Source organism: Streptomyces sp. 3MP-14, from assembly GCF_006334905.2.
GTDB classification, from domain to species: Bacteria; Actinomycetota; Actinomycetes; order Streptomycetales; family Streptomycetaceae; genus Streptomyces; species Streptomyces triticirhizae.
The window spans coordinates 122,231-144,003 of record NZ_VDLZ02000016.1; the positions used below are offsets into that span (position 1 = coordinate 122,231).

At 73.7% G+C, this 21,773-nt stretch carries 22 protein-coding genes; 14 read left to right on the forward strand and 8 right to left on the reverse strand.

All coding sequences use genetic code 11. The annotated features are described in order from the left end of the window. Positions 1 to 90 precede the first annotated feature (90 nt). From FH609_RS24575 to FH609_RS24610, 8 genes are all read left to right on the forward strand, one after another. On the forward strand, positions 91 to 606 hold the full coding sequence (locus FH609_RS24575) for a hypothetical protein (protein ID WP_139671411.1): 516 nt from the start codon (positions 91 to 93) through the stop codon (positions 604 to 606). Between the two features lie 127 nt (positions 607 to 733). Then, on the forward strand, positions 734 to 1,516 hold the full coding sequence (locus FH609_RS24580) for a MerR family transcriptional regulator (RefSeq protein WP_139671408.1): 783 nt from the start codon (positions 734 to 736) through the stop codon (positions 1,514 to 1,516). 55 nt (positions 1,517 to 1,571) lie between these two features. Further along, positions 1,572 to 1,910, forward strand: coding sequence for a YnfA family protein (locus tag FH609_RS24585; RefSeq protein WP_139671405.1), 339 nt, complete (start codon positions 1,572 to 1,574; stop codon positions 1,908 to 1,910). Positions 1,911 to 2,163: 253 nt separating this feature from the next. Next, on the forward strand, positions 2,164 to 4,344 hold the full coding sequence (locus FH609_RS24590) for a GMC family oxidoreductase (protein ID WP_193318021.1): 2,181 nt from the start codon (positions 2,164 to 2,166) through the stop codon (positions 4,342 to 4,344). A gap of 317 nt (positions 4,345 to 4,661) precedes the next feature. After that, entirely contained in the window at positions 4,662 to 5,339 is a 678-nt protein-coding gene (locus FH609_RS24595; protein ID WP_139671402.1) for a polysaccharide deacetylase family protein, read from the forward strand. An 82-nt stretch (positions 5,340 to 5,421) separates the two neighbouring features. Then, positions 5,422 to 6,084 (forward strand): TetR/AcrR family transcriptional regulator, encoded by a 663-nt coding sequence (locus FH609_RS24600; RefSeq protein WP_139671399.1) that lies wholly within the window; start codon positions 5,422 to 5,424, stop codon positions 6,082 to 6,084. Then, entirely contained in the window at positions 6,081 to 6,455 is a 375-nt protein-coding gene (locus FH609_RS24605) for a VOC family protein (RefSeq protein ID WP_139671397.1), read from the forward strand. The genes FH609_RS24600 and FH609_RS24605 overlap by 4 nt, the downstream gene beginning before the upstream one ends. Before the next feature lie 107 nt (positions 6,456 to 6,562). Then, on the forward strand, positions 6,563 to 7,432 hold the full coding sequence (locus FH609_RS24610; protein WP_139671394.1) for an aldo/keto reductase: 870 nt from the start codon (positions 6,563 to 6,565) through the stop codon (positions 7,430 to 7,432). A gap of 88 nt (positions 7,433 to 7,520) precedes the next feature. Here FH609_RS24610 and FH609_RS24615 read toward each other — a convergent pair whose 3' ends face one another. From FH609_RS24615 to FH609_RS24625, 3 genes are all read right to left on the reverse strand, one after another. Then, positions 7,521 to 8,537, reverse strand: coding sequence for a hypothetical protein (locus FH609_RS24615; protein WP_139671389.1), 1,017 nt, complete (start codon positions 8,535 to 8,537; stop codon positions 7,521 to 7,523). A gap of 143 nt (positions 8,538 to 8,680) precedes the next feature. After that, positions 8,681 to 9,709 (reverse strand): lactonase family protein, encoded by a 1,029-nt coding sequence (locus FH609_RS24620; RefSeq protein WP_139671386.1) that lies wholly within the window; start codon positions 9,707 to 9,709, stop codon positions 8,681 to 8,683. Positions 9,710 to 9,782: 73 nt separating this feature from the next. After that, positions 9,783 to 10,646 carry a class I SAM-dependent methyltransferase gene (locus tag FH609_RS24625; protein WP_193318020.1) on the reverse strand — a complete coding sequence of 288 codons (864 nt, stop codon included), beginning with the start codon at positions 10,644 to 10,646 and terminating at the stop codon, positions 9,783 to 9,785. Between the two features lie 129 nt (positions 10,647 to 10,775). Between FH609_RS24625 and FH609_RS24630 the strand changes: the two genes are divergently transcribed. From FH609_RS24630 to FH609_RS24645, 4 genes are all read left to right on the forward strand, one after another. Continuing rightward, on the forward strand, positions 10,776 to 12,041 hold the full coding sequence (locus FH609_RS24630; protein ID WP_139671383.1) for an FAD-dependent oxidoreductase: 1,266 nt from the start codon (positions 10,776 to 10,778) through the stop codon (positions 12,039 to 12,041). 99 nt (positions 12,042 to 12,140) lie between these two features. Beyond that, positions 12,141 to 13,271 carry a cupin domain-containing protein gene (locus FH609_RS24635; RefSeq protein WP_139671380.1) on the forward strand — a complete coding sequence of 377 codons (1,131 nt, stop codon included), beginning with the start codon at positions 12,141 to 12,143 and terminating at the stop codon, positions 13,269 to 13,271. Between the two features lie 147 nt (positions 13,272 to 13,418). After that, positions 13,419 to 14,303 carry a fumarylacetoacetate hydrolase family protein gene (locus FH609_RS24640; protein WP_139671375.1) on the forward strand — a complete coding sequence of 295 codons (885 nt, stop codon included), beginning with the start codon at positions 13,419 to 13,421 and terminating at the stop codon, positions 14,301 to 14,303. Between the two features lie 96 nt (positions 14,304 to 14,399). Next, positions 14,400 to 15,176, forward strand: coding sequence for an IclR family transcriptional regulator (locus FH609_RS24645; protein ID WP_139671372.1), 777 nt, complete (start codon positions 14,400 to 14,402; stop codon positions 15,174 to 15,176). A gap of 42 nt (positions 15,177 to 15,218) precedes the next feature. Here FH609_RS24645 and FH609_RS24650 read toward each other — a convergent pair whose 3' ends face one another. Next, positions 15,219 to 16,607: a GntP family permease gene (locus FH609_RS24650; protein ID WP_139671370.1), complete on the reverse strand. Its 1,389-nt coding sequence runs from the start codon at positions 16,605 to 16,607 to the stop codon at positions 15,219 to 15,221. 164 nt (positions 16,608 to 16,771) lie between these two features. Between FH609_RS24650 and FH609_RS31885 the strand changes: the two genes are divergently transcribed. Then, positions 16,772 to 17,452, forward strand: coding sequence for an ATP-binding protein (locus tag FH609_RS31885; RefSeq protein ID WP_226961922.1), 681 nt, complete (start codon positions 16,772 to 16,774; stop codon positions 17,450 to 17,452). 152 nt (positions 17,453 to 17,604) lie between these two features. Next, positions 17,605 to 18,240 carry a tetratricopeptide repeat protein gene (locus FH609_RS31890; RefSeq protein ID WP_226961931.1) on the forward strand — a complete coding sequence of 212 codons (636 nt, stop codon included), beginning with the start codon at positions 17,605 to 17,607 and terminating at the stop codon, positions 18,238 to 18,240. 14 nt (positions 18,241 to 18,254) lie between these two features. Here FH609_RS31890 and FH609_RS24660 read toward each other — a convergent pair whose 3' ends face one another. Genes FH609_RS24660 through FH609_RS24675 form a run of 4 tightly spaced genes read right to left on the reverse strand, consistent with a single transcriptional unit; the run spans position 18,255 to position 21,716 of the window. Further along, on the reverse strand, positions 18,255 to 19,265 hold the full coding sequence (locus FH609_RS24660) for an ABC transporter substrate-binding protein (protein ID WP_139671365.1): 1,011 nt from the start codon (positions 19,263 to 19,265) through the stop codon (positions 18,255 to 18,257). Further along, positions 19,262 to 20,029, reverse strand: a complete 768-nt coding sequence (locus tag FH609_RS24665) for an ABC transporter ATP-binding protein (protein WP_139671362.1) — start codon at positions 20,027 to 20,029, stop codon at positions 19,262 to 19,264. Before FH609_RS24665 ends, FH609_RS24660 begins: the two co-directional genes overlap by 4 nt. Continuing rightward, positions 20,029 to 20,925 carry an ABC transporter permease gene (locus FH609_RS24670; RefSeq protein WP_226961923.1) on the reverse strand — a complete coding sequence of 299 codons (897 nt, stop codon included), beginning with the start codon at positions 20,923 to 20,925 and terminating at the stop codon, positions 20,029 to 20,031. Before FH609_RS24670 ends, FH609_RS24665 begins: the two co-directional genes overlap by 1 nt. Beyond that, a complete protein-coding gene (locus tag FH609_RS24675; protein ID WP_139671359.1) occupies positions 20,922 to 21,716 on the reverse strand; it encodes an ABC transporter permease in 795 nt (264 codons plus the stop codon). Before FH609_RS24675 ends, FH609_RS24670 begins: the two co-directional genes overlap by 4 nt. Positions 21,717 to 21,773 lie beyond the last annotated feature (57 nt).

The window sequence follows — 21,773 nt, forward strand, 5'->3', positions numbered from 1 at the left end:
CGCCGAGTGGCCCCGGGCTGTCGCACACTGGTGCCACACGCCAGGCGAGTGCCGCCCGAGGACGGGAACGAGAGACGGGAGTGATGCGGCGTGGCCTCTGGAGTTGAACGGTCACTGGGCAGGTTGGTGCGCAAGCACCACACGGACAACCGCAGGCGCGCGCGGGTCGGTTGGGGCGCGGTGGGGCTGGCGGTCGCGGGGCTCGCGGTGGCGGGCTGGGCCGCGTTCCTGGAAGGGCCGCCGCCGGCCGGCGTGCTGGGCGTCGCGCTCGCGCTGGGTGCTTTGGCGCTCGCGGCGCGGATCTGGCGCCGCTGCCGGCGCGACCGGGGCGAGGTGTACGTGGTCCGCGAGCACGGGCTCACCCGGCGGGCCGCCGGCCGGCTGACCGTGGTGCCGTGGACGGACATCGCCGCCGCGACCTCCGCCAGGAACCGCTACCCGCTCGCCCGCTTCCTGGGGCGCGACGTGGTCTGCCGCTGCGAGCTGAAGGGCGGCGGCACCCTGCGGATCAGCGGCTTTGTCGAGGAGGCGGAGCTGCTGGTCAGCGCCATCAACGGGCGGCAGCGGCGGCCGGCAGCGCAGCGCGAGCCCCAGAGGAGCGCCTGACCCGGGGTGCCCACCCCGCGCCGCCCCGGCCGATAAACCGCCCCGGGCCGATGGACCGGCCCGGGGCGGCGGCCTGTCCGGTGCGGGCTTGACCTTCGAGTCGGGTGGAAGGTTTACCGTTTCCGCCATGGACACCCTGCGGATCTCCCAACTCGCCGCGCGCACGGGCGTTCCCGCGACCACGCTCCGCTACTACGAGTCCGCGGGCCTGCTCCCCGCCGCGCGGACGCCGGCCGGGTACCGGGTCTACGGCCGCGACGCCGTGGACCGGCTGGCCTTCATCGGCGCGGCGAAGCACCTGGGCCTCTCCCTGGAGGAGATCGCCGAGCTGCTGGCCGTCTGGGCGGCGGCCGACTGCCGCACGGTCCGCGCCGATCTGCGGCCCCGCGTCCTGGCGCGGCTGGCGGCGGCCGAGGAACGGGCGGCCGAACTCGCCTCGTTCACCGCCACCCTCCGTGCCGCGCTCGCGCGGCTCGACGCGCTGCCCGACCGCTCGGGCCGGTGCGACCCGAGCTGTGTCTTTCTCGAACCGCCCGGCGCCCCCGAGGCCGCCGCCCCCGAGCCCGAGCCGCCGCTGGCCGAGCAGCCGCCCGTCGCCTGCTCGTTGGACGGCGGCGGGTTCGCCGAACGGACGGCCGCCTGGCGCCGTCTCACCGAGGGCGCCCGGTGCGCCCCGCTGTCCGGCGGGGTGCGGCTGACCGTGCCGGCGGACCGAGCGGCGGCGTTCGCCGAACTGGTGGTGTCCGAGCAGCGGTGCTGCCCCTTCCTCGCGTTCCGCCTCGTGTTCGACGGCCCCGAGCTGCACTGCGAGGTGACCGGGCCGGCCGAGGCGGCGGAACTGCTCGACGGGCTCTTCGGCCCGCCGGACGCGCACGAGGGCCCGCCGCCCCGCCCGGCCGCCGCCCGTTGAACGCGGCCCCCCGCGCCGCTCGAACCGCACCACCCGCACTCCCCAAGGACGCCTCATGCTGGTCACCCGTTCCGTCGCGCTCTTCGTCGTCGCCGCGCTCTTCGAGATCGGCGGCGCCTGGCTGGTCTGGCAGGGGGTGCGCGAACACCGGGGTTGGATCTGGGTCGGCGCCGGGGCGATCGCCCTCGGGCTCTACGGAGTGGTCGCGACCTTTCAGCCTGACGACAACTTCGGTCGCATCCTGGCGGCCTACGGCGGCATCTTCGTGGCCGGTTCGATCGCGTGGGGCATGGTCGCGGATGGATACCGACCCGACCGCTTTGACCTGATCGGTGCCGCCGTGTGCCTGGTCGGCATGGCCGTGATCATGTACGCGCCGCGCGGCGGGCAGTGAACCGCGCGCCAACGCCCCGCGCCGCCGACGCCCCGCGCCGCCGACGCCGCCCGCGCCCGCCGCGCCGCCCACGCCCCCCGCGTGGCACGGCGGTTGGTGTGACCCCACGGAGCTTTCGTTCGCTTTCGGTGGGAATCCGACCATGGAACACCGCCGCCCGGACGGGTTTGATGTGCTGGGGCGTCCCGGGTGGCCGTGGGGACGACGACCCGGCGGAGCGCCGACCGTTCGGCAGCGACCCGAAGGAGTGCCGATGGAGCCGTGGCAACCCGCCCCACCACACCGGAAGGTCACCCTCAGGGCCCTGGTGAACCGCCTGATCCCGGCCGAGGACCACCCGGCCGGCTGGGAGGCGGGTCTCGACGCCTTCCTCCCGCGCATCCTCGCCGGCGACGCGCGCCGCCTCGCGCCCCTGGTCGAGACCGGCCTCGACCTGCTGGACCACGAGGCGTGCGCGCGGAACGCGGGCGGTCCCACCTGCGGCGTGCACTTCGCGGACTTCGCCCCGGCCGAACAGGACGTGGTGATCGAGGAGTTGCTGGACGGCGACGCCAGGGCCGAGTGGGGCGAGACCGACCCCGAGGAGTTCCTGCGGACCGTGATCCGGCTCGCCGCCCAGGGCTTCTGGGGCGACCCGGGCAACGGCGGCAACCGCGACGGCCTCTCCTGGCGGCTGATCGGCTACCGCGAGCGGCCCGGTTCCGCCCCGTGGCCCGAGCCCGACGACGCCCCGCCGCCCACCACCGACTGGGACGCCGTCGCCGGCCACTACGACGCCGTGGTGGTGGGCGCGGGCGCGGGCGGCGGCGTCGCGGCCTGCGTGCTGGCCGAGGCCGGCCACCGGGTGCTGCTGGTGGAGCGCGGCGCGTGGCTCACCCCGGCCGAACTGCGCGCCGACCACCTGCGCAGCCAGCGCCGCGTCGCCGTCAACGGCGACTATGACGCCACGGCGGGACCGCCGGCCGAGGGCAACCCGAGGGTGGCGGCCGGCCGGGCCGGCGACGAGACCGTCTGGCCGGACGACGCCCGCTGGAACAACAACGCGATGACCGTCGGCGGCGGGACCCGCGTCTATGGCGCGCAGGCCTGGCGGTTCTGCCCCGAGGACTTCCGGATGGCCAGCCTCTACGGTGTCCCCGAGGGCAGCAGCCTCGCCGACTGGCCGCTGACCTACGAGGAGTTGGCGTCCTCCTACGACCGCGCCGAGTGGGAGATCGGGGTGAGCGGTGACTCGCGCGGGAACGCGTTCGCCGACGAGCGCGCCCGGGGCTACCCCATGCCGCCGGTGCGCCCCAACGCGGTCGCGGGACCGCTGGCCAGGGGCGCCAACGAGCTGGGCCTGGCGACCTCGCCGGTCCCGCTGCTGATCAACTCGACCGCCTACAACGGGCGGGGCGGCTGCCTCAACTGCGCCGCCTGCGTCGGCTTCGGCTGTCCCGGCGACTTCAAGAACGACACCAGGAACACCGTGATCCCCCGCGCCCTGGCCACCGGCCGCTGCGATGTGCTCACCGGGGCGCGGGCCGAGCGGCTGGTCACCGACTCGGCCGGCCGCGCGGTAGCCGTCGCGCTGGTCGCCCGGCGGAGGAGGCCCGAGGGGATGCGGCTGGTGCGGCGCGAGGTGCGGGCGCGCGCCTTTCTGCTGGGCGCCGGCGCGATCGAGACCGCGCGCCTGCTGCTCAACAGCCCGTCGGCGCGGGAGCCCAACGGCCTGGGCAACAACCACGACCAGGTGGGGCGCCATCTCCAGGGCCACGGCTACGCCGGGGCGCACGCCCTCTTCGACGAGATGGTGCAGGACTGCGTGGGCCCGGGGCCGAGCATCGCCTGCAACGACTTCCGGCACCACAACCCGGGCGTCGTGGGCGGCGGAATGCTGGCGAACGACTTCGTGCCGACCCCGTTGCAGGCGTACCAGACGTTGCTCTCGTTGGGGCAGATCCCCAGCTGGGGGAGCGCGGCCGTCCGGGGGCTGCGGGAGCTGTACCCCCGGCTGGCGATGGTGACCGGGCCGGTGCACGAGGTGCCCAGTCCGATTTCCCGGGTGACGTTGGCGAGCGACGTGCGGGACTCGTTCGGCATACCCGTGGCGCGGCTGACCGGCCGGCCGCACGAGGCAGACCTGGCCGCGAAGCGGCTGCTGGCCGAGCGGGCGGAGAGCTGGTTGCGGGCCAGCGGGGCGCGGGCGGTCTTCCCGTTCGGCACCGTCCAGGCCAGCCATCCCAGCGGCGGCCAACACCAGGCGGGGACCTGCCGGATGGGAGAGGACCCCGCCAACTCGGTCACCGACTCCTGGGGGCGGGTGTGGGGGCACGCCAATGTGCGGGTGGTGGACGCCTCGCTCCATGTGACCAACGGCGGCGTCAACCCGGTGCTGACCATCCTCGCGCTGGCCTACCGGGTCGCCGGGCGGGCCGCCGAGGAACTGGCCTGATCCCGCCCTGACCCCCTGATCCTTTGGTGAAGCCCGTGGGAAGGCGGGCGTTCCGTTCCGTGGGGGGCCGGTGAAGGCGCAGCTCAGGGCCGGTCATAGGATGACGTGATCATTGCCTCTCCGGGGGCGGGGCGCGCGGCGCTCCGCCCCCGGAGGGCTGACCACGGGGATCACCACACTTCACCACGGGGGAGTTCGACGTGTCGCGAGCCGGTGTGCGCGCAAGTCTGCGAGGCCGAGAGCACGGCAGGGGGCGGGGAAGGGGCGCCGGCGCGATAGCGGCGGCGGCCTCGTTGCTGGCGCTGAGCGGGTGTTCGATGGCCACCGTCTCGCCCGCCGACGCGCGGAGCGGGCCGGCGGTGGAGAGCGCGGTGAGCCTGGAGGGGCCCGACTGCGGCGAACTGAAGTGCATAGCCCTGACGTTCGACTCCGCGCCCAGCGAGCACACCCCCGAACTGCTGGAGATCCTGCGCGAGGAGGAGGTGTCGGTGACCTTCTTCCTGCTGGGGCGGAACCACGTCGACACCTACCCCGAGCTGGTCCGGCAGATGGTCGACGAGGGGCACGAGGTGGCCAACCACACCTGGACCCACCCGCGCCTCACCGACCTCGACCGCGACGAGGTGCGCGAGGAGCTGTCCAGGACGCAGGAGGCGATAGCCGAGCTGACCGGCGTCACGCCCACCCTGATGCGCCCGCCGCAGGGCCGCACCAACGACATGGTGGGCGAGGTCAGCGAGGAGTTGGGGCTGGCCCAGGTGCTCTGGAGCGTCACCGCCAAGGACTACGAGACCACCGACTCCGAGCTGATCGAGGAACGGGTCCTGGACGGCGCCGACCGGGACGGGATCATCCTGCTCCACGACCTCTACGACGGAACGGTGCCGGCGGTGCCCGGCATCATCGAGCGGCTCAAGGCCGAGCACTACACCTTTGTCACCGTGACCCAGCTGATGGCGCCCGGCGCGGCCGAGCCGGGGCGGGTCTACCGCTGAGGCGGTCGTGCGGTCCCGGGGACAGCGGGCGTCAGGCGGGCGGGCATTGACGGAGTGAGTGCTCACTCCGTAGGGTTGCGGCATGAGCGAGGAACGTCGCCCCCGCCGCCGGGCGCCCGGGATGAGCGCGGAGCAGCGGCGCGCGATGATCGTGGCGGCCGCCGTACCCCTGCTGGTCGAGCACGGCGCGGCCGTCACCACCAGCCGCATCGCCCGGGCCGCCGGCATCGGCGAGGCCACCATCTTCCGGGTCTTCCGCGACAAGGACGAGGTGCTGGCCGCCTGCGTGAACGAGGTGGTCAACCCCGACCATGTGCTGCGCGAACTCGCCGCCATCCCGCCGGAACGCCCGCTGGCCGAGCGGCTGGTCGAGGCCGCCGAGGCGATGCGCGCCCATCTGGCCCGGCTGGGCACGGTGTTGGGCGCGCTGGCGGCCTCCGGCCACCAGCCGAAACGGCCGGGCCCCGGCCAGGATGGCCCCGGCCAGGACGGCCCCGGCCAGGACGGTGCGCCGGGTCCCGGGGCGCGCGAGTCGGCCATGGCCGTGGTGCGCGACGCCATCGCCGAGCTGATCCGCCCCGACGGGGAACGGCTGCGCCTCCCGCCCGAGCGGCTGGCCGCGATCTTCCTCGGCTCGCTCTCCCACCAGTTCGTCCTCGACACCGCCAACGCCACCGTGAGCCCTGCGGAGCTGGTCTCCGTCCTGCTCCACGGCGCCGTCCGAACGGAAGGCAGCACCTCGTGACCATCACCCTCAACCACGTGCTGATCCCCGCCCGCGACCAGCACGCCGCCGCCGACTTCCTGGCCTCGGTGCTGGACCTGCATCGGCTGCCGCCCGACGGCCAGGGCGGGCACCTCGCGCCTGTGCGGGTCAACGACAGCCTGACCCTGGAGTTCGTCGCCGACGAGCGACCGGCCGGGCAGCATCTGGCGTTCGACGTGGACCCGGAGACCTTCGACGGGATACTGGCCCGGCTGACGGCGGCCGGCGTGCCCTTCGGCGACGACCCATCGGACCCGGCCAACGGCTCCACCGGGCATCCGCTGTGCGCACGCGGGCTGTACTTCGTCGACCCGGACGGGCACCTGTGGGAGGTCATGTCGCCGGCGTGACCCGGCCCGCACGCACCCGCCGCGCCGGGCGCCCCGGCCCCCGGCCTGGTGCGCGCCCTGCCTAGATTGGGCGGGCGGTTTCACCAGCACTGCTCAAGGAGGATGGCGTGACGGCATCTGATGGCACCCCGGTCTCCCACTCGGGAACGTTCGACCTGGGCGGGGACCTGCCCGTGCGTCGGCTCGGCTACGGGACGATGCAGCTGACCGGGCCCGGGGTGTGGGGCGATCCCGCCGACCCCGACGAGGCGGTGCGGGTCCTGCGCCGGGCGGTCGAGCTGGGCGTCACGCTGATCGACACGGCCGACGCCTACGGCCCGTTCACCGCCGATCTGCTGCTGCGCCGCGCCCTCCACCCCTATCCGGCCGATCTGGTGATCGCCACCAAGGCCGGCTTCGCCCGCACCGGGCCCAACGGGTGGGTGCCGCTGGGGCGTCCCGAATTCCTGCGGCAGCAGGTCGAGTTGAGCCTGCGGCACCTGGGCGTGGAGCGGATCGACCTGCTTCAGCTGCACCGGATCGACCCCACGGTGCCGCTCGCCGACCAGCTCGGCACCCTGGCCGCCCTCCAGTCGGAGGGCAAGATCCGGCACATCGGGCTCAGCGAGGTGAGCATCGCCGAGATCGAGGAGGCGTCCACGCACGCCACCGTGGTGTCCGTGCAGAACCGCTACAACCTCGCCGACCGAGCCGCCGAGGACGTGCTGGCGTACGCGGAGCGCAACGGCCTCGCGTTCATTCCGTGGTTCCCGTTGGCGACCGGGGCGCTGGCGAAGGGCGACGGGCCGCTGGCCCGGGCGGCGGCCGAGCGCGGCGCCTCGCCCTCCGCGCTGGCCCTCGCCTGGCTGCTGCGCCGCTCGCCCGCGATCCTGCCCATCCCCGGCACCTCCTCCGTGGCCCACCTGGAGGACAACGTGACCGGCGCCGAAGTCGAGCTGACGGACGAGCAGTTCGAGGCGTTGACCGCCGCCGTGTGATCGCCGCCGTGTGATCGCCGCCGTGTGATCGCCGCCGGGTGATCGGCGGGGGGTGACGACTCCCGGGTGGGCGGCGGGGCCGGCCCGGTCAGTCGTCGAGCGCGCTCAGGGCGCCGGCGGCCAGCAGGGACGCCTCCACCACGGCGTCCGCCGGCTGGCCGTCGAGCGCCCAGCTCTGCCGGGCCACGGTGATCACCACATTGGAACGGCGGTGACTCAGCTCGACACCGCTCGGGGTGTCCTCCCGCCGCCAGGTCGTCCCCTCGACGTCCTGGCCGCCACCGGCGTACGGCGTCCAGCCGAAATACTCCCCGGCGGCGTCCGCCGGCGCGGCCTCGGCGGAGCCCCGCCAGGGATGGAGCCGGTAGACGAGCGTGAACCTGGCCTCGTCGTGGGCCACTTGGCACGCCACGGACCGGTACCCCTCGGCCTCGTCCACCGTCGGCTGCTCGGCCGGCTCCGGCCCGCTCCGGGCGACGCCCAGCCCGGCCAGGCTGGCCTCGGCGACCGCGCACGGGTCGGGCACGCTCGCCAGCGTGGCGCTCCCCGGCCACCACGGCGCCTCCCAGGGCTGGTCGCTCCGCAGCGACCAGCCGGCGACCACCGCGACCGCGACCAGCGCCACCGCCCAGCGCAGCAGCAGCCGGCGCCGGGTCCACGCGCCGGCCGGTGGCGCGCTCAGCGCCGGGGACCCGGACTCCGCCTCGGGTATCGCGGAGCGCAGCCGCGCCACCGCCGCATCGAACGCCTCCGGCCCCTGGGCCAGATGGCCCCGGGGCGCCGGTAGCCGCAGCCGCTCCCCGTCGCGGAGCAGCGCCTCGGAGCCGCCCGCGTCCACCGTGATCAGCCGTATGTGGTGCCAGGGCACGGACCTGGCCTCGCCGAAGGCCGCGCCGACCCGCAGCAACGCCCCGGTCGCCGTCAGCCGCGCCCGCGCGTGCCACACCAGCCGCCAGAGCGCGAGCAGCGACAGCGCAGCCCCGCACAGCCGCAGCCAGGTCAGCCCCTCCCGGTGCGCGAACACCGTGCCCGCGACCAGCAGCGCCAGCAGCACCGCGTATCCGGGAACGGCTCCCCGCACGGCGCCGATCGCCCCCCGCGTCACATCCCCGTCCCCCTGCCCCGCCACTGCCCATCGCCCCCCGTGGTCATCCGGTTTCCGACAGTGTGGCACGGGGGTCTGACAACGAGGTCCCGGCGAGGTCACGGCCCCGCACCGGGCCGGCGACGGCCGTGCCGTCGGGCGCCTCAGCGCTCGGGAACCGCCGCCACGAAGGCGGGGGAGGCCACCGGATGGCGGACGCGTTCGGTCAACGCCCCGGTGGCCGGGTCCAGTTCGAGGCCGACCACCACGTCGCCCGTCTGTCCCGCCGCGTACATCCGGCGGCCGTCCAGCGAGAAGTGCCGTGGCCAGGCGGCGCCCAGCGGGTGTTCGGCCACGACGCGCGGCGCGGCGTCCCCGGCGAGGGCGAACGCGGTGACGGTGTCGGGGCCACGGTTGGAGACGAAGCCGAACCGGCCGTCGGCCGTCAGCGCCAGCTGGGCGCAGTGGTTCCGCTCCGGCCAGCCGGAGGCCGGCACGCCCTCGCCCGGCTCGAAGACGCCGGGCGCCGACTCGCGCAACGGGATCAGTTCGCTGGTCAACTCGGTGACCACATAGGCCTGTTGCCCGCCGGCCCTGACCAGCTGCCGGGGCCCGCAGCCGGCCGGGAGCCGGGAGGCGACCCGGTCCACCAGCCGCCCCTCGGGGGTCAGCCGGTAGGACCAGAGGGTGTCCGTTCCCAGGTCCACCACGGTGGCCAGGGTGCCGGCGGCGTCCAGCGTCACCATGTGGGCGTGCGGCGCCTCCTGGCGGTCCGGGTCGGGGCCGGACCCCTCCAGTTCGGCCAGGTCAGCGCGTCGGGTGGGCACGCCCCGTTCGTCCAGGGCGAGGACGGCGACGCTGCCGCTGCCGTAGTGCGCGACCAGCGCGTGCCGGCCGTCCGGGGTGACCGTCAGCTGGCACGGCGCGGACCCGCCGCTGTCCAGGGTGCCCAGCACGCGGGGCGTGCCGTCGGCGTCCAGGGCGAACGCGGTGACGCCGCCGAGATCCAGCTCGTTGACGGCATAGCCGACCGGCAGCCTCGGGTGCCAGGCCAGCCAGGAGCAGCCGGACACCCCCAACTCGGCGACGGTGGACAGCGTTCCCCCGGCGTCTTCCCGGAGCACGGTGAGCCCGGGGCCCGAGCCGCCGCTGTCCTCGGTGTAGGACCCCACACAGACCAGCCGGTCACCCATCTCGCTCCGTCCGTCGCGCCGTTGGTGCCCCCACACGGTACCGGCGGGCCGGCCCGGGCCCCGTTCGGCGCGGTCAGAGCCGGCGCGAGACGGCGAGTTCGATCAGGTACCGCTTGGTGACCCGGCCCCCGTACCGCCCGTCGATCAGCCCGGCGACGCAGGCGAGCAGCCCCTCCCTGGCGGCGTCGGGCAGGTCGCGGTGGCCGGAGAAGGTGCGCAGCAGGTCCAGATAGGCGTCCGTGGAGTAGGTGAGGTCCAGCTGGTGGCGGCGGAGGACGGTGGGTCCGAACAGGCCGCTGCGCGCGACCTCCTCCACGTGGTCGGAGCCGTCGACGTCGTCGGCCTCGGGCGGCCGCAGGCCGGGTGGGGTGCGCGGGTCGAACCGCTCGTAGCAGCGCTGCACCTCGACGAAGAACTCCTCGGTGCCGCCGCGCACATGCTGCCCGCGCACCACGGCGAGCGCACCGCCCGCGCGCAGCGCCTCGGCGGTCCTGACCATCCGCAGCGCGGGGTCGATCCAGTGGAACGCGGTCGCCGAGACGACCGCGTCGAACGGTTCCGCCGGCAGCGGCCAGTCCTCGAAGGCGGCGGTGACCACCTCGGCGGTTCCGACGCCCGCCAGGTTGCGGCGGGCGACGGCGGCCATCCGCTCGCCCGCCTCGACGGCGGTGACCCGGCAGCCGCGTCGGGCCAGCGGCACCGTTGCCTGGCCGGTCCCGCATCCGATTTCCAGCACGCGGCTGCCGGGGCCGGCCCCGGCGAGATCGGCGAGGTCGTCGAACAGCTCGGGCGGGTAGCCGGGCCTGGCCCGGTCGTACAGCTCGGCGACCTCGTCGAAGATCCGGCTCAGTCGCGCGCGACGGGCCTCCTCGGGGCGGTCGTCGCGGGCCGGGGGCGAGGCCTTCTGGGGCACGTTCTCGGGCACGTTCTCGGGCATGGGTGGCACCGTAGGCGCCCGCTCCCGACCGGGCTTCCGCTTTTCCGGCGCCATCTCCGTTGTTTTCTGCATAGAAGAAGTTTGCCAAGCTCTATTTCTCATGAGTGGAACTCGTGAGAGATTGACCGCATGGCAGCACTACAGCGTGGACTCAGGGAAGGACCGGTGCTCGTCGTCGGGGGCGGGCCGGTCGGGATGGTGGCGGCGGCCTCGCTGGCCCGGCTGGGCGTTCCGGTCGTCCTGATCGAGGCCGAGGACGAGCCCAAGACCGACTGGCGGGCCTCCACCTTTCACGCGGCGACGCTCGAACTCCTCGACGAGCTGGGCGTCGCCGAGCAGATGCACGCCGAGGGTCTGCGCGTGCCGATCTACCACTTCAGGGACCGTGTGGAGGGCCTGGTCGCCGAGTTCGACTTCTCGCTCCTCGCCGACGAGACCCCCTATCCCTACCGGCTCCAGCTCAACCAGCAGCACCTGGTGCGGATGCTGCACCGGCGGCTGCGCACCACCCCGGGCGTGGAGCTGCGCTTCGGCTGCCGGGTGACCGGCGTGCGCCAGCGGCCCGGCGGCGGGGTGACCGTCGCACTGCACACCCCCGACGGGCCGCGCGAGCTGACCGGCTCTCACGCGATCGGCGCGGACGGCGCCGGCAGCACGGTGCGGAACGCGCTGGGCGTGGAGTTCACCGGCTTCACCTACCCCGAGCGCTTCCTGATCGCCAGCACCTCCGTCGACCTCTCCGAGGCGCTGCCCGGGATCGCCGAGGTCAACTACGTGGCCGACCCGCGCGAGTGGCTGTTCCTGCTGCGCACCCCCGAGTCCTGGCGCGCGGTCTGGCCGGTGCCGGCCGGGCAGAGCGAGGAGGAGGCGCTGGCTGAGGAGACGTTGCAGCGCCAGTTCCAGGGCGTGGCGCCCTGGCCCGGCGGCTACCCGATCATCGACCGCCAGCTCTACCGCGTTCACCAGCGGGTCGCCGAGACCTTCCGGGTCGGGGACGTGACGCTCATCGGCGACGCCGCGCACATCAACAGCCCGATGGGTGGCGTCGGACTCAACAGCGGCATCCACGACGCCGTGGACCTGGCCCGCCGCCTCGCGCGGATCGCCGAAGGCGCCGACGCGGACGCCGAGTTGGACACCTTCGCCGACCGCAGGCGGCGGATCGCCGTCGAGTATGTGCAGGCCGACACCCAGCGCAACACCGACCGGCTCCGGGAGACCGACGAGGCGCGCCGCCGCGCCTCGCACGCCGAGATGCGCGCCATCGCCGCCGACCCCGGGCGCGCCCGCGCCTATATGCGTCGGGCCTCGCTGCTGGAGAGCGTGCGGCGCTTCGGGATCGGCCTGCCCCCGGGGCGCACGCCGGAGCACGCCACCAGCGCGAGCAGCCACTGAACGCACGCCGAGGCGCACGCCGCCGCTGAACGCACGCCGAGGCGCGCGCCACCGCGACGCAACACCCCCGCCCGTCTGTCGATCGATCAGGAGGCCCCCATGTCCACCGCCGAGGAGACCCGGACGTCCGACGGGACCCCGGAGCCCGGGGACGTCGAGCCCGAACTGAGCGCGCTCTACCGGGACATCGACGCCGCCGAGCTGCGCCCCCTGTGGACCATCACCGAGCAGCTGCTCACCCCGACCCCACGGCCGAAGGCGGTGCCCTGGCTCTGGCGCGGCTCGGTGCTGCGCCCGCTGGCCGAACGCGCCATCCGCCTCGTCCCCGTCGAGCGCGGCGGCGAACGACGGGTGCTCTCCCTCACCAACCCCGGCCTGGGCGGCCGGCCCTACGCCGCCGGCACCCTGTGGGGCGCGCTCCAGTGCCTGGGCCCCCGGGAAACCGCGCCCGCGCACCGGCACACGCCCGGCGCCATCCGCTTCGTCACCGAGGGCGAGGGCGTGTGGACCACCGTGGACGGCGACGCCTGCGACATGCACCCCGGCGACCTGGTGCTGACCCCGGGAGGGGCCTGGCACGACCACGCCAACGGCGGCGACGGGCACATGTACTGGTTCGACGGCCTCGACCTGCCGATGATCGAGGCGTTGGACGCGGTCTTCTTCGAGCAGCACCCCGAGCTGCGCCAGCCGGTCGAGGGCGAACACAACCGCTCCGAGCGGGAGTTCGCGGCCGGCGGCGGCGCGTTCGCCGACACCATGGTGGCCGGCGCGGTGCGCGGCCCGCTGGACCCCGAGCCGTCCCGGCTGCTGGTCTACCGCTGGACGGAGACCGCCCGCCGGCTGGCCGAGCTGGCCGCCGGCACCGAAGCGCCGCTGGTCAGCCTGGAGTTCACCAACCCGCGCTCCGGCGCCAGCGTGCTGCCCACCCTCTCCTGCGGGATGCACCGGCTGCGACCCGGCGGCGCCTCGCTGCCCGTGCGGCGCAGCGGCAACCGCGTCTATGTGGTCTTCCGGGGCGAGGGCCACAGCGTGATCGACGGACGCCGCTTCGACTGGACGGCGGGCGACATGTTCGTGGTCCCGTCCTGGGCCGCCGAGGAACACCACTCGGCCGAGGGCGCCGACCTGTTCTCGCTGGGCGACGACCCGGTGCTGCGCGCCCTGGGCGTCTACCGCGAGGAGTCCCTGCCGACGGCCCAGACCGTCACCGACGTCTTCGGCGGCTGACCCCCAACGGGCGACCGCCGCCGCAGCGGCAGAACGCACGCCCCGCCGCACACCGCACGCCCCACCGCACGCCGCACGCCCCACCCGCACGGCACCGTGAACCGGCCGCGCCGAACCGGCCGCCGGAGAGATCGAAAGGCAGACGAGATGAAGCTGGCGCTCTTCGACGACCACCGCCTGGGCGTGGTGGACGAGACGGGGGAGTCGCCCCGAGTGGTCGACGTCACCGAGGCGTTGGGCTGGCCGCACGACCCCGACCCGGTGACCGCCGGCTGGTGGCGCCGGCTGTGCCGGGACTTCCCGCGGGTGCGCGGCCGGCTGGCGGAGGCGGCGGCCGCCGGCGAGGGCCGGCCGCTGGACGCGGTGCGGCTGCGCGCCCCCGCGCTCAACCCGAGCAAGATCGTGGCCTGCGCCTGCAACTACGCCGACCATGTGGCGGAGATGCACGGGGTGCAGGAGCGGACCCTGGGCGGGGTCGAGTCCTGGATGATGAACTTCGACGTCTTCCTGAAGGCGCCGTCCTCCCTCTCCGGGCCCGGCGACGACATCGTGCTGCCGAGCGAGATCGTCGAGGCGGGGCAGGAGATCCACCACGAGTCGGAGCTGGTGATCGTCGTCGGCGAGGGCGGGACCGACATCCCCGAGGAGCGGGCGTTGGACCATGTCCTGGGCTACACCCTCGGGTTGGACATCACGGTGCGCTCGGCCGCCGACCGCTCGCGGCGCAAGAGCTACGACACCTTCAGCCCGCTCGGCCCGGTGCTGGTCACCGCCGACGAGGTGGGCGACGCGGGCGGCCTGGAGATCTGGCTGGACGTCAACGGCGGGAAGCGGCAACACGTCAACACCCGCGACCTGTTGACGCCGGTGCCCGCGATCGTGTCGTATGCCTCGCACATGATGACCCTGCTGCCCGGCGACCTCATCTTCACCGGGGCGCCCCCCGGCGTCGGCGCGATCGTGCCGGGCGACACCGTGCACGCCTCGATCACCGGCGTGGGCGCGCTGACCCTGTCGGTGCGGCGGGGCTGAAGCGACCGGGCACGTCCGCGACGAGGCCCTCGGGGGACGTGATTTCCCTACCCCGAGGGCCCTCTCAACAGAAAAGAACTGGGCTAGAATTCTTTTATGTCGAATGAAGCATCGGGGGCCAGCTCGGTGGACAACGCCCTCCGCCTTCTCGAACTCATCGGGGAGCGGAAGGCGTTGCGCGTCTCGGAGGCCGCCGGTGCGCTGGGCGTCGCGCCCTCGACCGCGCACCGGCTGCTCAACGCCCTGCGCCGGCGCGGCTTCGTGATCCAGGAGAAGCCCAACACCGCCTACCGTCCGGGCCCGGTGCTCAACGAGATCGGCCTGGCCGCGATCGGCCGGGTGGACATCCGGCAGGTGGCCAGGCCGGTGCTGGAGGAGGTGCGGGACCGCACCCAGGAGACGGTCAGCCTCTCGCTGTTGGAGGGGCGCAACGTCCGGTTCATCGACTGCGTCGAGAGCCCCCGCGCCGTCCGCGTCGGCAACCGCACCGGCGTGGTGCTGCCGGCGCACTGCACCGCCGCCGGCAAGGCGATACTGGCCGCCATGCCGGAGCCGGAGCTGACCCGGCGTTACGACGGCGCCGAGCTGACCACCCGCACCACCGCCTCGGTCGCCGACTGGCCCAGCCTGGCCGCCGAGTTGGCCGAGATCCGACGCACCGGCTACGCGGTCAACATCGAGGAGGGCGAACGCGGCATCTCCGCTGTGGCCGCCGTGCTGCGGGACCGCGCCGGCACCCCGCTGGCCTCGCTCGCCGCCGTTGTCCCGGCGCACCGGCTGCCGTCCAGGGCCGAGGCGGGCGAGCTGGCCGAGCACCTGCTCGCCGCACGCGACCACCTCCAGGAGACCCTGCGCGGCCACTTCACCGCCTGAACCGCCTGAACCGCCTGAACGCGGAGGGAACGGGGGCTGGTTTCAGGCCACCGCGTAGAGGGCGCAGGCCAGCGCGAAGCCCATCGCGGCGATCAACGTCTGGAGCACCGTCCACGTCCTGAGCGTGGTGCGCACATCCATGTTCATGAACCGCCCCACCAGCCAGAACCCCGAGTCGTTGACATGGCTGGCGATCACCGAGCCGGCCGCCAGCGCCAGCACCAGCGCCGCCAGGGCCACCGCCGAGAACGTGCCGCCGTCCACGACCGGTTGCATCAGCCCGGCGGCCGTGGTCAGCGCCACCGTCGCCGAGCCCTGCGCGATCCGCAGCGCGGAGGCGATGACGAAGGCCGCCACGATCACCGGCAGCCCCAGGTCGGCCAGGCTCTCCGAGAGCGCGTCGCCGATCCCGCTGGCCCGCAGCACCGCGCCGAACATCCCGCCGGCGCCGGTGATCAGGATGATCGAACAGACCGGCCCCAGCGCGGAGTCGGTCAGCTCCTCCACGACCTCCCGGCCCCGGCCGCGCCGCGTCCCCAGCACATGGCCGGCCACCAGCACCGCCACCAGCAGCGCCACCGGCGTCGAACCCAGCGCCCGCGCCGTCTCGAACCAGCTCTCCTCGCCGCTGACCCAACCGGCCGCCCTGGCCGCGTCCAGGCCCGTGTTGGCGAAGATCATCACCAGCGGGAGCAGCAGCAGCGCGATCACCGTGCCGGGGCGCGGCGGCTCCTCCTGCTCCTCGGCCCGGGGACCCCCGGTGAGCAGCTCGGGCACCGGAAGCACCACCCGCTTCCCCACCCACAGCCCGAAGAGATAGCTGGTCACATACCAGGTGGGGACGGCGATCAGCAGCCCGAACACCGTCACGAGGCCGAGGTCGGCGCCCAGCAGCTCGGTGGCGGCCACCGGCCCCGGGTGCGGCGGCAGGAAGGCGTGCATCACCGAGAACGCGCCGGCCGTCGGCAGGCCGTAGCGCAGCACGCCGCCGCCGAGCCGGCGGGCCACGGCGAAGACGATCGGCAGCATCACCACCAGGCCGGCGTCGAAGAAGATGGGGAAGCCGAAGATCAACGAGGCCACGCCCAGCGCCAGCGGGGCTCGTTCCTCGCCGAAGCGCCGGATCATGGCGTCGGTCAACGACTGGGCGCCGCCGCTCACTTCGATCAGCCGGCCCAGGATCGCGCCGAGGCCGACGAGCAGCGCCACATTGGCCAGGGTGTCCCCGAAGCCGCCGGTCAGGGTCGGCAACACCTGCTCGGAGGGGATGCCGGTGGCGAAGGCCGTTCCCAGACTGATCGTGATCAGCGCCAGGAACGCGTGCATCCGAAGGACAATGATCAGAAACAGCAGGGCGGCGACCGCCACCCCGGCTATGGACAACAACCAACCCGTGGAGAGGGTCTGCACCCACTCGGTCTCCGGCTCCATCGCGACAGCTCCGTTGCGGTCGGGTCCAGGGACCCACCCGAGGGCGGGCATCGGGGGACCGTACCAGCGGCCCCGCCGGCCCCGGAAGACCGCCTCGTCCCCGCCCGTTGTCAGTGGCGCCGGGTAGTGTCCCGAAGACGGAGAGCGAGAAGGGGGGCTCGGACATGGCAGGGGAGCGACGGTCCAGGCGCGAGGTGATCAGGCGCCGGCGGCAGGCCGGATTCGTGGGGCGCAGAGGGGAGTTGGCGGCCTTCCGGGACAACCTGGCCCGGGGCGTCGAGCACGACGACTACCAGTTCGTCTTCCATGTCTCGGGCAACGCGGGCGTCGGCAAGACGGCGCTGGTGCGGCAGTGGGAGAAGCTGGCGGTCGAGCGGGGCGCGGCGACCGTCACCGTGGCGGACGAGGTGCACGGCCCGATCGAGGCCATGGAGGCGATGGCCCGGCGGCTGCGCGAACTGGACCACCCGCTCAAGGACTTCGAGAAGCGCCTGGCCCTCTACCGCAGGCTCTACCAGGAGGTGGCCGCCTCGGCGGAGACCGCCGACCACCACGCGCCGGGCGGGACCAGCATGGCCAGCGGGGTGCTGGCCAGGACCAACTCGACGCCCGGCGCTGGCGGGACGGGCTCGACCAGGTGCACCAGATCGCGCTCGACGTCTTCACCGAGGAGGAGGCGCGGGCGCTCCTGGCCGCCAGGGGCGTCACCGAGGAGAGCCGGGTCCGGGTCGTCCTCCGCCGGAGCGAGCGGCTGCCGGTGCTCGTCGCCCTGCTCGCCCAGCGCGTCCCGGACGGCGCGGAGGAGGTGGCGGACCTCTCGGAGACGGCCGTGGACCTCTTCCTGAGGTGGGAGACCGACCCCGCCCGCCGCGAGACGGCGCTGGCCGGCCGTGCCCTGGCGCGGTTGACGCTGGGGCAGCTGACCGAGGCCCGGGCCGACACCGACCGGGCCATTGACCTTGATCCCCACTGGGAACAGCCCTACCTGTACCGGGGGATGGCCTTGTTCTCCCTCGGCCAGCCCCGTGAGGCACTGCCCGACCTCGACCGTGCCCTGCGGGCCACGCCCGATGACCCCGGGGCCCGGGCCATACGGTCGGAGGTCCACCTGCTGTTGGGCAACGACGCCGAGGCACTGGCGGATCTGGACCGTTTGCTGGAGGCGGAGCCCGAGGAGGCGTGGGCCCTGGTCTATCGCGCGCAGGTACGCCTCATGACCGGTGATCCCGGCGAAGCGTTGGGCGACGTGGAGCGCGCACTCGCACGGCAGCCGGACCATGCGGCGGCGTCCGTGATCGCCGGCGTCGCCCACCGGCTCGCCGGCCGAACCGCGGAGGCGGAGGCCCACTGGGCGCGAGCCCTGACGCGACTGACCGAGGAAACCGCCGAGAGCGTCGAGGACTTCGAACCCTGGGGGAACCTCTTCCTCCTCCACTGCGCCCGCCGGGACGAGGAGTCGGCCGTTGCCGCGCGTCGGGGTTTCCTCGCCGCCGAGCCGGAGCCCGGCTCCCTACAGCAGTGGCTCGCCGCCCTCGACCGCTTCCGCCGGCTCCTCGACCTCGATCCCGACTGGGTGGCCGAGCTGGCCCGCCCCCTTCAGGAGCGGTTGTCCGAAGGGGGCGGTGGCGCGTGAGGTTGGCCCGGGGGTCAGTCCGTTACCCAGTCGTCGTAGTCGAGGTCGGCCTCGGTCAGGCCGATCTCGCGCATCACGCCGTGGATGGTCTCGATCGACTCCCGGTCGGTGGTGCCGTGCCACACCGGCAGGTTCATCCGGCCGGCCAACTCCGGTGCCAGGTCGCTGATCTCGGGCAGCGCCTCGCGGAACGCGTCAGGGTCCTCGGCGATCGAGCGGGCCGTCCGTTCCACGCCGGCGCGGAAGGCCGCGACCAGCTCGGGGTTGTCGGCGACCCGTTCCGAGGTCATCAGGAAGGTGCCGATCTGAAGGCCCGGCCTGGTGTTGACATAGGGGCCGGCCAGCGGGCGCAGCCCCTGGGAGATCCCGATCGTGGCGAACGGCTCGATCAACACGCCCGCGTCCACGTCGCCCCGCTGGATCGCCGCCGGCATGTCGGGCAGCGGCATCTCCACGAAGCGGACGTCGTCGTTGGTGAGATCGGCCTCGCGGAGCACCGAGTTGACGACGACGTCATTGATGTTCTGGAGCGAGTTGACGGCGATCCGCGTCCCGTCCAGGTCATCGGGCGAGGTGATCGGGCTGTCCTCGGGGACGACCAACTGGGCGAAGTCGTCGGTCTGTTCCTCGGCGGTCGAGGTGCCGGCCGCCACCATCTCGATCGGCATCCGGCGGCCCATCGCGATCAGCGCGGAGACCACGTTGGAGCCGGCGACGTCGATGTCGCCGCTGAGCAGCGCGGGGATCACGCTGGCGCCGCCGCTGGACGGGCTGACCTGGAGGTCCACGCCCTCGTCGGCGAAATAGCCCTGGCGCACGCCGTAGGCGAGGAAGGAGGAGGGCACCCCCGCCGTCTCGGAGACCACCAGGGTGTCGCCGTCCCCGCCGCCGGAGATGTTGGCGCCCGACAGGTCGCCGCCGTAGTCGGTGCAGGCCGCGGTGGTGAACACCAGCAGCCCGGCGAGCGCGCCGGCCAGCGCGCCCGCGCGCGCCCGGCGGCGCGCGAGGGGTCGGCGCGCGCTCATGCCGCCACCGACCTGCCGTCGATCGCGGCGAACAACTCGCCACGCAGCCGGGCGAACTCCGGCTCCTGCTTGGTGAGCACCTGGTCCCTGGGCCGGGGCAGGTTCACCGTGACGGCGTGCCCCACGGTGGCCGGCGGGCGCAGCACCAGCACCCGGTCGCCGAGGTATATCGCCTCGTCGATGTCGTGGGTCACGAAGAGGACGGTGATGCCATAGCGCTGCTTGACCGACAGCAGCAGGTCCTCAAGGCCCGAGCGGGTCTGGGCGTCCACGGAGGCGAACGGCTCGTCCATCAGCAGGATGCTGGGCCGGTAGGCCAACGCCCGGGCGATGGCGACGCGTTGCTGCATCCCGCCGGAGAGCTGCCACGGATAGCGGTCGCCTCGGCCGGCGAGGCCCACCGCGTCGAGCGCCTCCTCGGTCGCCTCGTTGGCCGCCCTCTTGTCCACGCCCTTGTAGCGCAACGGGAAGGCGATGTTGCGGCGGACCGTCATCCACGGCAGCAGCGAGCGGCTGTAGTCCTGGAAGACGAACGCCATGTCCTCCGGCGGCCCGGTGACGGGCTTTCCGCGCAGCGTGATCTCGCCCGAGGTGAACGGGATCAGGCCGGACAGACAGCGCAGCATGGTCGTCTTGCCGCAGCCCGAGGAGCCGAGGATGCAGACGAACTCCTGGTCCTCGACGGTGAAGTCGAGGTCGGCGACGGCGGGGGCTGCGGTCGGGTCGGGGCCGTAGACCTTCCGCAGGTGGGAAACTTCGAGCATCAGACTTCTCCGTCGGACGAGGGGGCGGAAGGGGAGGAGGCGCGGGCGGACCGCCGGGCGGCGCGACCGGACCGCTTGCGGGGCGCGGCCGGGCCGGCCAGCCCCTTGAGGCCGAAGTGCCAGGCCAGCACGCGGCGTTCGACGCGCAGGAAGAGCCAGTTGAGGACGTAGCCGAGCACGCCGAGCAGGATGATCCCGGTCCACATCTCCGGGATGGCGAACGAGCGCTGCTGCTCCAGCACGAAGTAGCCCAGGCCGTCGCTGCTGGCCACCATCTCGGAGACCACCATCAGGATGATCGCGATGGCCAGCGAGGTGCGCATCCCGGCGAAGATCCGGGGCGCGGCCGCCGGCAGGATGATCCGGGTGACGCGGGCGGCCAGCGGGATGCGGTAGGCGCGCGCCATGTCGAGCTGTTGCGCGTCGACGCCGCGCACGCCGTCGATGGAGTTGAGCAGGATCGGCCAGACCGCGCCCAGCACGATCACGAAGATCTTGGAGCTGTCGCCGGAGCCGAAGAGCAGCAGCGAGAACGGGATCAGCGCCGGCGCGGGCAGCGCCCGCAGGAACTCCACCACCGGCTCGGCGGCGGTGCGCAGCACCCGGGACATGCCCAGCAGCAGGCCCAGGCTGACCCCGATCACGACCGAGGCGAGATAGCCGGCGCCCATCCGCACCAGCGAGGGCACCAGGTCGCTGCCGACCCGGTCGAAGAGCCACAGCTCCCTGAAGTACCGGCCGATCTCGTCGAGCGGCGGGAAGTAGAAGCTCTGGGCGCGCGAGGCCCACACGCCGTAGCCGACCAACACGGCCACGGGCAGGGCGAGTTCCAGCAGGAGTCCGAGAGCACGGCGGCTCAGCCCGCGGCTCGCTCCGCCGTTTGTCGTGCTACTCACTGGGCGACCTCCTGACGCTGCGACGGGTGCCACCTCAGCAGCCGGCGTTCGATGGCCTGGAAGGCGAGGTTGAGCACCCAGCCGACCAGTCCGGTGACGATGATCAGGGCGTACATGCGCGGGAGGTTGGCGTTGGACTGGGCGACCACGATCGACTGGCCGAGCCCGGGCGCGCCCACCACCAGTTCGGCGGTGACCGCCAGCACCAGCGCGATGGCCGAGGCGATCCGCAGCCCGGTGGCGATATAGGGGGCGGCGCTCGGCAGGGTGACCCGGAAGAAGCGGGCCATCGGCGGCAGTCCGTAGGCGCGCGCGGTGTCCCGCACCACCGGGTCCACGTCCTGCACGCCGTAGATCACCTGGAGCAGGATCGGCCAGAAGGTGACAAAGACGATCAGGAAGACCTTCATCTCCAGGCCGACGCCGTAGACCAGCACCGCCAGCGGGATCAGCGCCACGGAGGGCACCGGCCGGCAGAACTCGATGACGACCCGGGTCATGCGGTAGGCGGTCTGGTTCGAGCCCAGCAGGATGCCGCAGGGCACGGCGAGCACGGTGGCCAGCCCGATGCCCAGGGCCCAGCCGCTGAGCGTGCGGCCTATCTCGGTCCACAGCGGGTGTCCGGCCGCGAGCTTGAAGAGTTCCGCATAGGTCTCGGTGACCGGCGGAAACCAGTCACGGGAGAGCAGTCCGGTGCGCGAACACAGCTCCAGGGCGAGCAGCACCACCAGCACGCCGGAGACCTTGAGACCGAGGTCCCGCACCCAGCGCTGCCCGAGCAGACGCCCCATACGACCGGAAGTGTCCGCCAGGTTTGCCCGAGCTGTCCCCTGCGGAGCACGTGTGAC